The sequence below is a fragment of the Citrobacter koseri ATCC BAA-895 genome (assembly GCF_000018045.1).
Classification (GTDB): domain Bacteria; phylum Pseudomonadota; class Gammaproteobacteria; order Enterobacterales; family Enterobacteriaceae; genus Citrobacter_B; species Citrobacter_B koseri.
Map to the genome: position 1 here is coordinate 2452722 of NC_009792.1, position 16564 is coordinate 2469285.

The following is a 16564-nucleotide window of genomic DNA, read 5'->3' on the forward strand; positions in this document are numbered from 1 at the left end:
ATGCTTATTTTTATCCCTATTCTCATTTTCGTGGCGTTGGTGATAGTCGGCGCAGGCGTCAAAATTGTCCCACAGGGATACCAGTGGACCGTGGAGCGTTTTGGCCGTTACACCAAAACCCTGCAACCAGGCCTGAGCCTGGTGGTGCCGTTTATGGACAGAATTGGTCGCAAGATCAATATGATGGAACAGGTACTCGATATCCCGTCGCAGGAGGTTATCTCAAAAGATAACGCCAACGTCACCATTGACGCAGTGTGCTTTATTCAGGTTATCGACGCTCCGCGCGCGGCCTATGAAGTCAGCAATCTTGAGCTGGCCATTATCAACCTCACCATGACCAACATCCGTACCGTACTGGGGTCAATGGAGCTGGATGAAATGCTTTCCCAGCGCGACAGCATCAACACGCGCCTGCTGCACATTGTCGATGAGGCCACCAATCCCTGGGGCGTCAAGGTTACGCGTATTGAGATCCGCGATGTTCGTCCACCGGCGGAATTGATTTCATCCATGAACGCCCAGATGAAAGCAGAACGTACCAAACGCGCCTACATTCTGGAAGCGGAAGGGGTGCGCCAGGCTGAAATTCTGAAAGCTGAGGGTGAAAAACAGTCGCAGATCCTGAAAGCGGAAGGCGAACGCCAGTCTGCCTTCTTACAGGCTGAAGCGCGTGAACGTTCCGCCGAAGCGGAAGCCCGCGCCACCCAGATGGTCTCTGAAGCGATCGCCGCCGGGGATATTCAGGCGGTGAACTACTTCGTGGCGCAGAAATACACCGAAGCGTTGCAGCAGATTGGTTCGTCGGGCAACAGTAAGGTTGTCATGATGCCGCTGGACGCCAGCAGTCTGATGGGCTCCATTGCCGGGATCACCGAACTTATCAAGGACAGCACCAGCGAACGGAACAAATCATGATAGCGATGATTCTGGTTCACCCGCATATTTTCTGGCTGAGTCTTGGTGGGCTACTGCTGGCCGCCGAGATGCTGGGAGGGAACGGCTACCTGCTGTGGAGCGGTGTCGCCGCCGTGATTACTGGCCTGGTGGTCTGGCTGGTGCCGCTCGGCTGGGAGTGGCAAGGCGTTATGTTCGCCGTATTGACGCTGCTGGCGGCCTGGCTGTGGTGGAAGTGGCTGGCACGGCGCGTGCGTGAGCAAAAACCGGCTGACAGTCACCTTAATCAACGCGGGAAACAGCTGGTAGGCCACCGCTTTATTCTGGAAACCGCGCTGGTCAACGGACGCGGCCACATGCGCGTCGGCGACAGCTCCTGGCCCGTCAGCGCCGACGCGGATCTGAGCGCCGGAACGCAGGTGGAGGTGATTGCCATCGAAGGGATAACGTTGCGCATTAGGGCCGTGTGATCAACGGCGGGCTTTACCCTTGTGATGACAGCAGCCGGAAAGATTATCAATGATCGGGCAATCGGCGCTGTCATCACCCGGGCATGACTCCGCCAGGGTCAGTAATTGCGTGCGCATAGCCTGCAATTCGCTGATGTGGCGTTCAATCTCAGCGACCTTTTCCAGCGTACGTTTTTTCACATCTGCGCTATGGCGCCCCGGATCGTTAAACAAATTCACCAGTTCACCGCACTCTTCCAGGTTAAAACCGACCTGACGCGCCTGACGCAACAGCGTTAACTCGTTTAAATGCTGCTGGCTGTAAGTGCGGTATCCGTTTTCACTGCGCAGCGGCGGCGTCACCAGCCCTTTCTCTTCATAAAATCGAATAGCCTTGCTGGTTAAGCCTGTTTTTTTCGCAACATCGCTAATATTCACATCTCCCCCCGCAGAGCATGTTGATGCCGAAGCTCATTATAACCCACATCGCCCCCATGCTATCACGGGGTGGAATGCCCCTGGCGCCTGTGCAATAAATCCTTAGCAATCCTACTGTTATGTGCGATCTCGCTCACACTTATGGCTGTCTTGCTTGCAACATATTGATACAGATCAAAGGTGCATTAATTATACACCTTTCAACCTTGAACTTGTGGATACATCTTCTATATAAACGCGAATGATAATGATGATCATTTACATACTCATAAAGGTTCTCACATGTTGCCACGGATTAGCCAACGGCCATTTATTCTTTCGGCCCTGACATTATGCGTTTCAGGTGCTGTTTCAGCAGCCACGACAACTACAGCACAACATCATAAAGTATCGGATGACGACACGTTAATCGTCACCGCTAACCGCTCAGAAAGTAGCCTTTGGGAAAGCCCGGCCACGATTCAGGTTATCGACCGCCAGGCCATACAGAATTCCACCAGCGTGTCGATTGCGGACGATCTACAGGACATCCCCGGCGTTGAGGTTACTGATAACTCTCTGGCGGGACGCAAACAGATCCGCATTCGCGGCGAAGCCTCTTCACGCGTATTAATTTTGATTGACGGCCAGGTCGTCAGCTATCAGCGCGCCGGGCAAAACTACGGCGCCGGCTTGCTCATTGATGAATCGTCGCTTGAGCGTATTGAAATCGTTAAAGGCCCCTACTCGGTGCTCTATGGCTCGCAGGCCATTGGCGGCGTGGTGAACTTTATTACGAAAAAAGGCGGCGATAAGCCGCTTGGCGGAAGCGTCAAAGCCGTTTACAACTCCGCGACCGCAGGCTGGGAGGAGTCGGCCGCCGCCTGGGGCAGCATCGGCAACTTCGACTACCGCATTAACGGCAGTTATTCCGATCAGGGCAACCGCGACACGCCTGACGGCAGATTGCCCAACACCAATTTCCGCAACAACAGCCAGGGCGTCTGGCTTGGCTACAATCTCGATCGCCATAAATTTGGACTATCACTCGATCGCTACAAAACGTCCACCCAAACCTGGATTAGCGATGCGGATAACCAGTATGACGAATTCAGCGTCCGTATTCCGAAACTGGAACGCGAAAAGGTCGGCGTTTTCTATGACTATGATGCCGATGGCGATTACCTGAAAAAAATCCACCTCGACGCTTACAGCCAGACCATTGAGCGTAAATTTGAGAATCGGGTAAAAACCACCCAGGTCATCCCAAGCCCGATGATTCAGGCGCTGACAGTCAGCAATCAGACCAACACCAATGATAAACAGTACACGCAGGGTGTGACGTTACAGAGCAACTTCTCACTGCCAGCGAACAACGAGCTGGTTATCGGGACGCAGTATCAGCACGACAAAGTGAAGCAGGACACCAATAGCAGCACGCGTCAGACAGCGGCAACCGGCGTCTTCGATATCCAGACCAATACCCTGTCGCATATTGAGGCTGAACAAGGTAACGCCTCAATATTTGCGCAAAACGACTGGCGTTTTGCCGATGACTGGACCTGGACCGTCGGCGCACGTCAGTACTGGCTCTCTTCTAAACTGAACCGTAGCGACAGTCTGAGCGGCACAACCTGGCAGTCATCCGGTGGAAAGTCAGCGCATGACGATGAGTTAGTCACCTCAACCAGCCTGCGTTACTCCGGTTTTGATAATCTTGAGCTACGCGCAGCCTATGCTCAGGGATATGTCTTCCCGACGCTGGTTCAGTTGTTTATGCAAACGTCTGCGGGCGGCAGAATCACCTATGGCAATCCTGACCTGAAGGCTGAGCACTCCAATAACTATGAACTGGGTGCGCGTTACAAAGGCAATATGTGGCTGATTGACGGGGCGATTTACTACTCCGAAGCCAAAGACTATATCGCCAGTCTCGCCTGTTCAGGGCAAGCGATTTGTAATGGCAGCAGCACCTCATCCTACTACTACGACAACATCGACCGCGCCAAAACCTGGGGGATGGAGCTGACGGCGGAATACAACGCCTGGGCCGTATCGCCTTATCTGAGCGGCAACCTGATTCGTCGTCAGTATGAAGGCGACGTGCAGAAAACCTGGGATACCGGCGAACCGATGCTGACAGGCCGCGCAGGTCTGAAACACACGCTGCTGCTCAATGCCGCGAATATCACTTCCGATCTCTTCATTCGTGCGGCATCCAGCGCCAAAGACAACACGGGAGAGACTGAAATTCGCTACCCGGGCTGGGCGACGCTTAACCTCGCCTTTAATACTGAGTTTGGTCCGCAGGATCAGTATCAGGTCAATCTGGCGCTGAACAACCTGACCGATAAACGTTACCAGACCGCTCATGAATCCATTCCAGCGGCGGGCTTTAACGCGGCGATTGGTTTTGCGTGGAATTTCTGACGATGAAGAGACTTGTCATTGGCTTACTGGCGCTGGTTAGCGCCTTCAGCGTGCAGGCGGCCGAACGACTGGTGGTGGCGGGCGGTTCTCTCAGCGAGCTTATTTTTGCAATGGGCATCGGCGATCGCGTTGTCGGGGTGGATGAAACCACCTCTTATCCCCCCGAAACCGCTGCACTGCCGCATATTGGCTACTGGAAGCAACTGAACAGTGAAGGCATTTTATCGCTGCGCCCGGATAGCTTTATTACCTGGCAGGACGCGGGCCCGCATATTGTGCTGGAGCAGTTGCGCACCCAAAAAGTCAACGTTGTCACCCTGCCGCGCGTTCCGGCCACCGTTGACCAGATGTACGCCAATATTCATGCCCTGGCGAACACGCTCCAGGTTCCTGAACAGGGCGACGCGCTGGTTAACCGCATTCGCCAGCGGCTGGATCGTGTGCAGGACAGCGTGAAGGCGAAAGGCGCGCCGGTTAAGGCGATGTTTATTCTTTCTGCGGGGGGCAGCGCCCCGCAGATCGCCGGTAAGGGCAGCGTCGCTGACGCGATTCTGACCCTCGCTGGCGCGCAGAATGTCGCCCAGCATGCGCAATATAAAAGTTACAGCGCGGAATCGCTGATTGCGGCAAACCCGCAGGTGATTGTTGTGACATCACAGATGGTCGAGGGCGATATCAATCGCCTGCGCGCCATTGCCGGTATCACCCATACCTCCGCCTGGAAAAATCAGCGGATCGTCGCCATTGATCAGGCGTTGATTCTGGGGATGGGTCCCCGCGTCGCCGACGCCGTTGAAACTCTGCACCAGCAACTCTGGCCTCATTAAATGGATTTGGCATTACAATTATGAATACTCAACACACGCTGGATCTCACTCCACATTTCGCGCTGGAGGGGAACCAGCCCTTTAAGGATCGTCGGGCCACGATGCCGTGGCGTGGTGCGATTCCTGTTGCAAAAGAGCAATTGTCGCAAACCTGGCAGAACGTCATCAGTCAGACCGTTCCACCGCGCAAAAGACTGGTGTATTTACATATCCCTTTTTGCGCAACCCACTGTACTTTCTGCGGTTTTTATCAGAACCGCTTTGAAGAGGATCACTGCGCACGCTATACCGACGCCCTGCTACGTGAAATAGAGATGGAAGCCGACAGCACGCTGCACCAGTCAGCGCCCATTCATGCGGTGTATTTCGGCGGTGGAACGCCGTCTGCGCTGTCGGCCAGGGATCTGGCCAAGATCATCACCACGCTGCGTGAAAAACTGCCGCTGGCGCCGGATTGCGAAATCACTATCGAAGGTCGGGTGCTCAACTTTGATGATGCCCGCGTTGATGCCTGTCTTGATGCGGGCGCCAATCGGTTTTCTATCGGTATTCAGTCTTTCAACAGCAAGATCCGCAAGAAAATGGCGCGCACCTCGGACGGCCCAACCGCCATCGCCTTTATGAACGGCCTGGTGCGGCGGGATCGCGCCGCCGTGGTGTGCGATCTGCTGTTCGGTCTGCCCGGTCAGGATGCCGCCCTGTGGGGCGAAGATCTGGCGATAGCTCGCGATATCGGGCTGGATGGGATCGATCTGTATGCGCTGAATTTGCTTCCCAATACGCCGCTCGGTAAAGCGGTTGAAAGTGGCCGGACGACCGTTCCTTCCCCCTCAGCGCGTCGCGACCTCTACCTTCAGGGCTGCGATTTTATGGATAGCGCGGGCTGGCGCTGCATCAGCAACAGCCACTGGGCGCGTACCACCCGAGAACGCAACCTGTACAACCTGCTGATCAAGCAAGGCGCTGACTGCCTCGCCTTCGGCTCCGGCGCAGGCGGTTCGGTCAACGGCTACTCCTGGATGGTGGAGAGAAACCTTTCCACCTGGCATGAAACTATCGCCGCCGGGAAAAAGCCGTTAATGATGATGATGCGTACCGCCGAACGCGGCTTTCAGTGGCGCCATACGTTACAGGCAGGGATTGAAACAGCGCGCGTACCGCTTGATGAGCTGACGCCTCACGCGGAGCAACTGATTCCGTTACTGACCCAATGGCACAACGCGGGGCTGACCCGCGATGCGTCAACCTGCCTGCGTCTGACCAACGAAGGACGCTTCTGGGCAAGCAATATTTTGCAGTCTCTTGACGAGCTGATTCAGGAACTTAACGCACCGCGCATCGCGGTAGATAAACCATAAAAGGAGTAACTTATGAGCCATGTCTCTTTACAGGATTTTTTGCGCACTGAGCCGGACGGAACGCTGGAAGCGATCGCCGCACAGTACAACACCACGCTTTTAGACGTGGTCAAAAACCTGCCCTCTCATACTCTGGTCAGCGGCGATAAATTCGATACCGTCTGGGACACCGTCAGCGAATGGGGCAAAGTCACAACCCTGGTGCACACCGCCGATGTCATTCTCGAATTTACCGGTGAACTGCCCTCCGGCTTCCATCGTCACGGTTATTTCAATCTGCGCGGTAAAAAAGGCATGACCGGCCATATCAAAGCGGAAAACTGCACGCACATCGCCTTAGTGGAACGCAAATTTATGGGCATGGACACCGCGTCTATTCTGTTCCTCAACCAGGCGGGCAGCGCCATGTTTAAAGTCTTCCTCGGTCGCGACGAGCATCGTCAGCTACTGGGCGAACAGGTTGACGCCTTCCGCACCCTGGCCTCCTCTCTGAAGGAAAACGCCTGATGACGCCGTGGTTACTTTTCGGTGCCGGCGGTACAGGCGTGGGTGCCAGAACGCTTGAACTCGCGCTGGCGCAACAGCGCCCGGTCGTTGCCGTGATTCGTCACCCGGAAACCGCGGCCCTTTTGCAAAGCAAAGGCGTTCAGGTATTTATTGGCGATGCCTGCGACGCAAGCGTCGTGTCCTGCGCCTGCCATGCCGCAGGGCCGGAGGCGCTTGTCATTTCATCAATGGGGGGAAACCAGGATTATCTGGCGCACAGAACCGTTATTGATGAAGCCGAAAAAGTGGGCATCAAACGCATGATTCTGGTGACGTCGCTGGGATGCGGCGACAGTTGGGCATTTTTATCCCCTCGCGCGAAAGCCGCATTCGGCCAGGCCGTGCGGGAAAAAACGCTGGCGGAAAGTTGGCTGCAAACCAGTCAACTGGATTATGCCATCCTGCGGCCAGGCGGTTTACTGAATGGCGATGCGACAGGTAAAGCGCAGCGCTACCAGGGACAGGAGTGCCACGGGTTTGTGATGCGTGCGGATGTCGCCGCCCATATTCATGAACTGGCCTGCGCGCCTGCGCTTAACAATCAGATCTACAGTCTGGTTGAGCCTGAACTAAAGCCGGTGTGATCCCCTCGCGGCGCGGACATCCGCGCCGCAATGACGTTATGGAGATTCGAGTGTTCAAGGATTCACTCTCTTCCCTCAGTGTATTGACGGGGCTTTCACTCTTGCTGATCGCACTGGTGCTGTTCGGCGCCAGCCAGGGGGCGCTGAACATCAGCTTCAGCTCGCTGTTTAACCAAGAGTACCGGGATATCTGGCTGAACATCCGTTTGCCCCGCGTTCTGTTGGCCGTGCTGGTTGGCGGCGCGCTGGCGACGGCGGGCGTGATCATGCAGGGACTTTTTCGCAACCCGATGGCCGATCCGGGGTTGCTCGGCGTCAGCAGCGGCTCTGCGTTAATGGTCGGCGTCGCGATCGTTTTCCCTCTTTCGTTGCCCGTCGTTCTGGCGCTCTATGAACAGATGATCTTTGCCGTCGCCGGCAGCGTGGTGGTCTGCGCGGTTATTTTTCTGATCAGCCTGCGCCACGCTCACGGCGGTATGATGCAACTGCTGCTGGCCGGGATTGCGATTAATGCGCTGTGCGGGGCGGCTATCGGCATACTGAGCTATGTTGGCGACGAACAGCAATTACGTCAGTTGACGCTATGGATGATGGGCAGCCTCGGTCAGGCGCAGTGGCCGACGCTACTGGTGGCCAGTTCGTTCGCGCTGCCCGCCATCGCCGCCACCGCCTGTCTTTCCGGGACGCTGAACCTGCTGCAATTAGGGGATGAAGAGGCGCACTATTTGGGGGTAAACGTAAAGCGTAAACGTCAGCAGCTGTTGTTGCTCAGCTCCCTGCTGGTGGGCGCTGCCGTTTCGGTAAGCGGCGTGATTGGCTTTATCGGTCTGGTGGTTCCCCATCTAATTCGCATGATCATCGGCGCAGACCATCGCTGGCTCATTCCCTGCTCTACACTTGCAGGGGCATGTTTGCTCCTGGTTGCCGACACGCTGGCACGCACGCTGGTACAGCCTGCGGAGATGCCGGTCGGCCTTCTGACCAGCCTGATTGGCGGCCCCTGGTTCCTGTGGCTCATTCTGAACAGCCGGAGGGTGGTATGATTGATGCCCAAAATCTGGTTTACAGCATTCATGGACGCCGTTTAACGGACAATGTTTCGCTGACTCTGCCTGGTGGTGAAATCGTCGCTATTTTAGGGCCGAATGGCGCCGGGAAATCCACGCTGCTGCGCCAGCTTACCGGGTATCTGAAACCCGACTCTGGTCGCTGTACGCTTCTGGGCAAGCCGCTGACCGAATGGCCGCTGACGGAACTGGCGAAGACCCGCGCGGTAATGCGCCAGAACAGCCACATGGCGTTCCCGTTCAGCGTTCGGGAAGTCATTCGCATGGGCAGGCATCCTCATCGGACGCATAATCCACGCGATGAAACCGAGCACATCATGGCGTTGTGCGATTGCAGCCAGCTGGCCTCGCGTGATTACCGGCAGTTGTCGGGCGGCGAACAGCAGCGGGTACAGCTGGCGCGCCTGCTGGTTCAGCTCTGGGAACCCGAGCCCTCGCCCAAATGGCTGTTTCTGGATGAACCCACCTCCGCGCTGGATATTCACCACCAGCAGCATCTTTTCCGTCTGCTGCGCCAACTGGTGCGTGAACGGCAGTTCAACGTCTGCTGCGTGCTGCACGATCTCAATCTTGCCGCACGCTATGCCGACCGGGTGGTGCTGATGGCAAATGGCCGCCTTATTGATAACGGCAGGCCGCAGGAGGTGCTGAAACAACAGGCGCTGAAAACGCTTTACGGCGCGGATATCACGGTTTTAAACGATCCATCAAATCTCTCACCGCTGATCGTCCTCGATCGGTAAAACTTGCGGAGCATCGAATGCTGATGCTCCATTTTCTGTAACAATTGCCTGTTATAAGTGATCGCTTTCTCAATTCTGACTCTTTCAACTGGTCATTCTACGCGGGTAGATTTATTAATCTGCGGTAAAAATATAATATCTACGCGAGTAGAACGTGAAGAGTATAAACCTGCGACTTATGTCGACAGCTAACTTCAAGGAGTTCTTATGAACACGCATTCATCCTCTGTTCCCCTGACGGACGGCCAACAGGCAGCTCAGGAACGACTGGAAACCCCCGAGGGGCGCCGCGAATTCTGGCGAGCGACATTTTCCTGCTGGTTAGGCACGACAATGGAATATGCCGATTTTGCGCTGTATGGCCTCGCCGCAGGCATTATCTTTGGCGACGTCTTTTTTCCTGAAGCCACACCAGTTATGGCGCTACTTTCCAGCTTCGCCGCCTATTCCGTCGGGTTTATAGCACGCCCCATCGGCGCTCTGTTGTTCGGCTGGATAGGCGACCGTCATGGCCGGAAGACTGTCATGGTTATCACTATCGGGTTAATGGGCATGTCGACCATGTTGATCGGTTTAATTCCCAGCTACGCCCAGATTGGCGTTTGGGCGCCGGTATGCCTGGTCATCTTACGATTTTCCCAGGGGCTGGGCGCCGGGGCAGAGCTTTCAGGCGGCACCGTCATGCTCGGTGAATATGCCCCAGTTAAGCATCGCGGACTGGTCTCCTCGATTATCGCTCTGGGCTCAAATAGCGGAACATTGCTGGCTTCTTTAGTCTGGCTCATCGTACTGCAAATGGATAAAGACGCCTTGCTAAGCTGGGGATGGCGCATCCCTTTTCTTTGCAGCTTCCTCATCGCCGCCGCCGCACTGTTTATTCGCCGCCATATGCGTGAAACGCCCGTCTTTGAGCGTCAAAAAGCACTCCTGCAAGCCGAGCGAGAGAACGCGCTTCGCCAGGGTCAGGAGATGCAACAGTATGACACCCGTAGCTTCTGGCAACGCACCAGAGCATTCTGGACCATGGTCGGATTACGCATCGGCGAAAATGGCCCCTCCTATCTGGCCCAGGGATTCATCATTGGCTATGTTGCCAAAGTGCTGATGGTTGATAAATCTGTCCCCACTGTTGCGGTATTTATCGCCTCTATTCTGGGATTTGCCATTATTCCGCTGGCGGGTTGGCTTTCTGACCGATTTGGTAGACGTATCACTTACCGTTGGTTCTGTCTGCTACTGATTCTGTACGCATTTCCAGCATTCATGCTGCTGGATTCTCGTGAACCGTGGATTGTTATCCCGACGATCATTACCGGAATGGGGCTCGCTTCACTGGGCATTTTCGGTGTTCAGGCTGCATGGGGCGTTGAGCTTTTCGGTGTGACCAACCGTTATACTAAAATGGCTTTCGCAAAAGAGCTGGGGTCCATTATGTCTGGCGGTACGGCGCCACTTGTCGCCTCGGCGCTGCTCTCATTTTACGGACACTGGTGGCCTATCGCCGTCTATTTCACCCTGATGGCCGCAATTGGGCTGGTGACGACTTTCTTCGCGCCAGAGACTCGTGGGCGGGATCTCAACTTGCCCGAGGATGCAATTTGAGGCCAGAGAACGTGAGTTGCGCGTTCTTTACCAAAGATTTTTGGGTCATAACGCCTTATGCTGTCAGGAAAAAAGATCACTCTGAACTCAATCAGGTAGGTGCCTTGTGACCCAATCACATTCACAACGCGTAACACGTTCTGATGTTGCAAAAGAAGCGGGAACATCTGTCGCTGTTGTCAGTTACGTTATTAATAACGGTCCGCGCCCCGTCGCCGAAGCGACCCGACAGCGCGTATTGCAGGCCATAAAAAAAACCGGTTATCGACCTAATGGTATAGCGCGCGCCCTCGCTTCAGGCAGCACGCAAACCTATGGACTCATTGCGCCAGACATCTCTAACCCGTTTATCGCCTCAATGGCGCATGCCCTGCAACGTGAAGCATTTTCTGATGGGAAAGTGCTCCTGCTGGGCGATGCGGGCGACAACAGCGGACGTGAGCGTGAACTGATCAACAATATGCTACACCGTCAGGTCGACGGGCTTATCTATACCAGTGTTGACCGGCATCCCTATATTGAGCTGATTCAGGAGAGCGGAACCCCCTGCGTCATGCTGGATCGCGTGGACCCTGGGTTGAATGTCAGTGTTATTCAGGTAGATGAACAACTGGCGGCCTGGCAGGTGACGAAGCATCTGATTGATCACGGTTACCGCGATATTGGCATTATTTGTGGTCCGCGTGAAATGTTGAACACCCAGGATCGTATCCGGGGATGGCAGCTAGCGCTGGAAGAGTCATCGCTAATTATCAACCCCTCCTGGATCTTTTCGACTAACTATACCCGCGCCGGAGGTTACGAGGCGACAAAACGCATGTTGCAAGGTAAACCACCGCGCGCGCTGTTCGCAACCAACGAACAGCAGGCGCTTGGCTGTTTACGCGCTCTGGCAGAACAAGGATTACGCGTTCCACAGGATGTGGCGCTGGTCTGCTTTAACGCAACACAAGAATCGGCTTACAACGTACCTTCCCTGACCGCCGTCCGACAGCCTGTCGACAAAATGGCTCGTGCGGCAATTGATATGTTGAAAAACTGGGATGGAGAAGTTCGCCGCGTTGAATTTGAGTTTTTTTTACGAGTGGGAGAGTCGTGTGGCTGCCAGGGACATGAAGTACAACCTGAAACCAGATAAAAATAAATCTATGCGCGTGATTATCGACTGCGATCCGGGTAATGGCATTCCCGGCGCCAATATCGATGACGGCCTCGCGCTGGCACTCGCCATTGCCGCGCCGCAAATCTCTCTGGAGATGATCACAACGGTGGCTGGTAATACACCGGTAGAAATCGGATATGCAGTAGCCAAAGATTTCGTTCAACAATTAGGTGTACCCGTTTCTGTCTACCGTGGCGCCGCACGCGCGCTCAGAGAAGATCCGCAGCCCTGGCGGGAAAAGCTTGATCATGGTGTAGACCAATATGGCTTACGCCAACTCTGGGCTGATGTCCCCGTTCCGCAGGCATACCAGGCCACGAAGCCTCTTGCGCCTGAGGCGATAGGTGAGCTGATATGCAACAACCCCGGTGAGATAACGCTGGTTGCAACAGGCCCACTCACCAACGTCGCCATTGCTCTACAGCTCTATCCGCAGCTCGTTCATGCGGTGAAGAATATCGTGATCATGGGCGGAGTATTCAATGTTCCTGGCTACCTGAAAGACACTAATTTTGGCCTTGATCCAGAAGCAGCTCATGCCGTACTCACCAGCGGTGCGCCGGTCACATTGGTTCCGATGGATGTCACGACAAAAACCCAAATGCTTCATACCGATTTGGATCGTCTGGCTGCGGCAGAAAACGTTCTTGGTCGCTATCTGGAGAAAACCATTCGCCCGTGGATCACCTACTCTATGCAGACCCGCAATCTGCCTGGCTGCTGGATCCACGATGTTCTGACGATCGCCTGGTTGCTTGATCCCTCGCTCGCCGCAACGACAGAAGACTTTCTGGACGTCTCGCTTGAAGGCCTTACTCGTGGTATGACCTGTCGTTATGGACGTGACACATTACGCCTGGATGTGGGAATACCCGAGCCCAAAGGCACGATGATAAAAATTCTACAGACTATCGATAACCATCAACTTCTTTCGCTGATTGAACACTACATCCATCGCTACGGCGCATAGCGATGCTGCACAGAAAAAGAAGGTAGTCGCGCAGTGTGTAAGGTTATGTTTTTCTGGAGGAAAAATGAATACGTTAGCACTCATCCTCTCTGGTGAAGGAGAACCAATTTTAATTACATTATGCAAAATTTGCGTCGCTTTTTTCCTGGGAGGAATCATCGGACTTGAAAGAGAATCAAAGGGAAAGCCTGTCGGGTTTAAAACATGTGTGATTATTTCAGTAGCCAGTTGTGCCCTGACCATTGTTTCGATTCAATCTGCAGAGTATTACGCTGAGATTTCAATGAATATCCGTAGCGATCCTATGCGCCTGGCCGCACAAATCATCAGTGGCGTGGGTTTTCTCGGTGCCGGGGTTATCCTCCATCGCCATGATGATGCGATATCCGGGCTAACAACCGCAGCTATCGTCTGGGCTTCTGCTGGCATAGGAATTACCAGCGGAGCCGGTTTTTATCTTCATGCCCTGCTTGCCACAGGGTTATTTCTGCTGGCTATAAAGCTCAGTTATTTTGTGATCTTTTTACAAACAAAAAACCAGCTCCCCGGCAAAGTAAAAATCCGCATTATTCTTGACGAAAAATCAGGGCTACACACGCTGGTAGAAAGTATTAATCAGCAAAAAAGCATTATTGAGACCATTACTATCCGCGATGTAAAAAAGGGAAAAATAGAGGTCAACCTTAAGGTTGTGATCAGAAAAAAAATAACCTTGCCCGAACTGTACAGCAACCTTTCTACGCTCGAACACGTCTGCGCTATCGCGCTGGAACACTGAAAAACACGAGTATAAAACAAACTTCTTGACCTTCCCCTTGATGGAAGGTTTACCCTTTATCACAGTCAGTTAATCCTGTCATAAAGGAGTGTGTTATGTCTCAAACTATCGACCTGACCCTGGACGGTCTGTCCTGTGGTCACTGCGTCAAACGCGTGAAAGAAAGTCTTGAACAACGTCCTGACGTTGAACAGGCGGACGTCACGGTAACCGAAGCGCACGTTACCGGCAGCGCCAGCGCCGAAGCGCTTATTGAAACCATTAAACAAGCCGGTTACGGCGCGGAGTTAAGCCACCCAAAGGCTAAACCGCTGGCGGAGTCATCAATCCCGTCGGAAGCACTGACAGCGGTTCCCCCTGAGCTTCCGGCAGTGACGGCCGATGATGAAAGCCAACAGCTGCTGTTAAGCGGCATGAGCTGCGCCAGCTGTGTTTCCCGGGTGCAAAACGCATTGCAAAGCGTACCGGGCGTCACACAGGCACGGGTAAACCTGGCGGAACGCACTGCGCTGGTAATGGGCAGCGCGTCCGCCGCAGATTTAGTGCAGGCGGTAGAGAAAGCAGGCTACGGCGCAGAAGCGATCGAAGATGACGTTAAACGCCGCGAACGCCAGCAGGAAACCGCACTCGCTACCATGAAGCGCTTCCGCTGGCAGGCGATTGTCGCGCTGCTGGTCGGCGTGCCGGTGATGGTCTGGGGGATGCTCGGCGACAACATGATGGTCACCGCCGATAACCGCAGCCTGTGGCTGGCAATCGGCCTGGCGACCCTTGCCGTGATGGTTTTTGCGGGCGGACACTTCTACCGCAGCGCATGGAAAAGCCTGATGAACGGCACCGCCACGATGGATACGCTGGTGGCGCTCGGCACCGGGGTGGCCTGGCTCTACTCGATGAGCGTCAACCTGTGGCCGCAGTGGTTCCCGATGGAAGCGCGCCATCTCTATTATGAAGCCAGTGCGATGATCATCGGTCTGATCAACCTCGGACACATGCTGGAAGCCCGCGCGCGTCAGCGCTCTTCTAAGGCGCTGGAAAAATTGCTCGACTTAACCCCGCCGACAGCGCGCGTGGTCACTGATGACGGTGAAAAAAGCGTACCTCTGGCGGATGTACAGCCGGGCATGTTGCTGCGTCTGACCACCGGCGACCGTGTGCCGGTAGACGGTGAAATCACTCAGGGTGAAGCCTGGCTGGATGAAGCGATGCTCACTGGCGAACCGATCCCGCAGCAGAAAGGCGAAGGCGACAGCGTTCACGCCGGAACCGTGGTGCAGGACGGCAGCGTGCTGTTTCGCGCAAGCGCAGTCGGCAGCCATACCACTCTGTCGCGCATTATTCGCATGGTACGCCAGGCACAGAGCAGCAAACCGGAAATCGGCCAGCTTGCCGATAAAATCTCCTCGGTGTTCGTGCCAGTCGTGGTGGTGATTGCCCTGGTGAGCGCAGGTATCTGGTATATCTTTGGGCCAGCGCCGCAAATTGTTTACACGCTGGTGATCGCCACCACCGTCCTGATTATCGCCTGTCCGTGTGCGCTGGGTCTGGCGACACCGATGTCGATTATCTCGGGCGTCGGACGCGCCGCTGAATTTGGCGTCCTGGTACGCGATGCCGACGCGCTGCAACGCGCCAGCACGCTGGACACCGTGATATTTGATAAAACCGGTACGCTGACGGAAGGTAAACCGCAGGTCGTCGCCATCAGGACATTTGGCGATACCGATGAGGCGAGCGCCTTACGTCTGGCGGCCGCGCTGGAACAAGGCTCCAGCCACCCGCTGGCGCACGCTATCCTGGAAAAAGCCGCCGACGCCACCCTGCCTCAGGTGAATAACTTTCGGACGTTACGTGGCTTAGGCGTTAGCGGCGAAGCGGACGGGCATACGTTGCTGTTAGGCAATCAGGCGCTGCTGAATGAACAACAGGTTGTCACGACCGCAATGGACGCTGAAATTTCAGCACAGGCTTCTCAGGGGGCAACGCCCGTATTGCTGGCGATTGACGGAAAAGCCGCGGCGCTGCTGGCGATCCGCGATCCGCTGCGCAGCGACAGCGTCGCAGCGCTTCAGCGCCTGCACCGCGCCGGGTATCGTCTGGTGATGTTAACCGGGGATAACCCGACCACCGCCAACGCCATTGCCAAAGAAGCCGGGATTGATGAGGTGATCGCGGGCGTGCTGCCGGACGGTAAAGCCGATGCGATTAAACGTCTGCAAAGTCAGGGGCGTCAGGTCGCAATGGTCGGCGATGGCATCAACGACGCACCGGCGCTGGCGCAGGCGGATGTCGGCATCGCGATGGGCGGCGGCAGCGACGTGGCGATTGAAACTGCGGCGATAACCCTGATGCGCCATAGCCTGATGGGCGTAGCTGACGCGCTGGCCATCTCACGGGCGACTCTGCGAAACATGAAGCAGAACCTGCTCGGCGCGTTTATCTATAACAGCATCGGCATCCCCGTTGCCGCCGGGATTCTGTGGCCGTTCACCGGCACACTGCTTAACCCGGTTGTGGCAGGCGCGGCAATGGCGCTTTCCTCAATTACCGTGGTGAGCAACGCCAACCGGTTGTTGCGCTTTAAACCAAAAGAATAAGGCGCCTGCGCTAACGCTTATCCGGCCTACGCAGCACTCTCATCGTAGGCCGGATAAGATGCTTTTGCGTCGCCATCCGGCATTTCACGCATTGCACCTTCCAGAGCCACACGCTAGCATGGTTTTCCACTAAGGGA

General features: G+C 55.3%; 15 protein-coding genes. 14 read left to right on the forward strand and 1 reads right to left on the reverse strand.

The genetic code is table 11. The features are described 5' to 3' along the window. Entirely contained in the window at positions 1-918 is a 918-nt protein-coding gene (locus CKO_RS11255; RefSeq protein WP_012133477.1) for an SPFH domain-containing protein, read from the forward strand. Continuing rightward, positions 915-1367 carry an NfeD family protein gene (locus tag CKO_RS11260; protein WP_012133478.1) on the forward strand — a complete coding sequence of 151 codons (453 nt, stop codon included), beginning with the start codon at positions 915-917 and terminating at the stop codon, positions 1365-1367. The genes CKO_RS11255 and CKO_RS11260 overlap by 4 nt, the downstream gene beginning before the upstream one ends. Here the strand turns inward: CKO_RS11260 and cueR are convergent, their stop codons facing one another. Beyond that, positions 1368-1784 carry a Cu(I)-responsive transcriptional regulator gene (gene cueR / locus CKO_RS11265; RefSeq protein ID WP_012133479.1) on the reverse strand — a complete coding sequence of 139 codons (417 nt, stop codon included), beginning with the start codon at positions 1782-1784 and terminating at the stop codon, positions 1368-1370. It lies immediately after the preceding gene. A gap of 282 nt (positions 1785-2066) precedes the next feature. Here cueR and CKO_RS11270 point away from each other — a divergent pair, with 282 nt between their 5' ends. The 12 genes from CKO_RS11270 to copA all read left to right on the forward strand — a co-directional run bounded on the left by CKO_RS11270 (position 2067) and on the right by copA (position 16427). Then, the gene (locus CKO_RS11270; RefSeq protein WP_012133480.1) at positions 2067-4193 is read left to right on the forward strand and encodes a TonB-dependent receptor; all 2127 of its coding nucleotides are present in this window, start codon (positions 2067-2069) and stop codon (positions 4191-4193) included. A 2-nt stretch (positions 4194-4195) separates the two neighbouring features. Then, positions 4196-5020 carry a heme/hemin ABC transporter substrate-binding protein gene (locus CKO_RS11275; RefSeq protein WP_012133481.1) on the forward strand — a complete coding sequence of 275 codons (825 nt, stop codon included), beginning with the start codon at positions 4196-4198 and terminating at the stop codon, positions 5018-5020. Positions 5021-5040: 20 nt separating this feature from the next. After that, a complete protein-coding gene (gene hutW / locus CKO_RS11280) occupies positions 5041-6378 on the forward strand; it encodes a heme anaerobic degradation radical SAM methyltransferase ChuW/HutW (protein ID WP_012133482.1) in 1338 nt (445 codons plus the stop codon). Between the two features lie 12 nt (positions 6379-6390). After that, a complete protein-coding gene (gene hutX / locus CKO_RS11285) occupies positions 6391-6885 on the forward strand; it encodes a heme utilization cystosolic carrier protein HutX (RefSeq protein ID WP_012133483.1) in 495 nt (164 codons plus the stop codon). Continuing rightward, complete coding sequence (chuY, locus tag CKO_RS11290) at positions 6885-7508, forward strand: anaerobilin reductase (protein ID WP_012133484.1); 624 nt, start codon at positions 6885-6887, stop codon at positions 7506-7508. Before hutX ends, chuY begins: the two co-directional genes overlap by 1 nt. Before the next feature lie 50 nt (positions 7509-7558). Beyond that, complete coding sequence (locus CKO_RS11295) at positions 7559-8551, forward strand: FecCD family ABC transporter permease (RefSeq protein WP_024130580.1); 993 nt, start codon at positions 7559-7561, stop codon at positions 8549-8551. Then, a complete protein-coding gene (locus CKO_RS11300) occupies positions 8548-9318 on the forward strand; it encodes a heme ABC transporter ATP-binding protein (RefSeq protein ID WP_012133486.1) in 771 nt (256 codons plus the stop codon). The genes CKO_RS11295 and CKO_RS11300 overlap by 4 nt, the downstream gene beginning before the upstream one ends. Before the next feature lie 207 nt (positions 9319-9525). Then, positions 9526-10920, forward strand: a complete 1395-nt coding sequence (locus tag CKO_RS11305; RefSeq protein WP_024130581.1) for an MFS transporter — start codon at positions 9526-9528, stop codon at positions 10918-10920. A gap of 106 nt (positions 10921-11026) precedes the next feature. Next, positions 11027-12058, forward strand: coding sequence for a LacI family DNA-binding transcriptional regulator (locus CKO_RS11310; protein ID WP_024130582.1), 1032 nt, complete (start codon positions 11027-11029; stop codon positions 12056-12058). Positions 12059-12068: 10 nt separating this feature from the next. Then, the gene (locus tag CKO_RS11315) at positions 12069-13052 is read left to right on the forward strand and encodes a nucleoside hydrolase (protein ID WP_111925761.1); all 984 of its coding nucleotides are present in this window, start codon (positions 12069-12071) and stop codon (positions 13050-13052) included. A 64-nt stretch (positions 13053-13116) separates the two neighbouring features. Then, positions 13117-13830, forward strand: coding sequence for an MgtC/SapB family protein (locus tag CKO_RS11320; RefSeq protein WP_012133490.1), 714 nt, complete (start codon positions 13117-13119; stop codon positions 13828-13830). 95 nt (positions 13831-13925) lie between these two features. Next, positions 13926-16427, forward strand: a complete 2502-nt coding sequence (gene copA / locus CKO_RS11325; RefSeq protein WP_012133491.1) for a copper-exporting P-type ATPase CopA — start codon at positions 13926-13928, stop codon at positions 16425-16427. Positions 16428-16564: the final 137 nt, after the last annotated feature.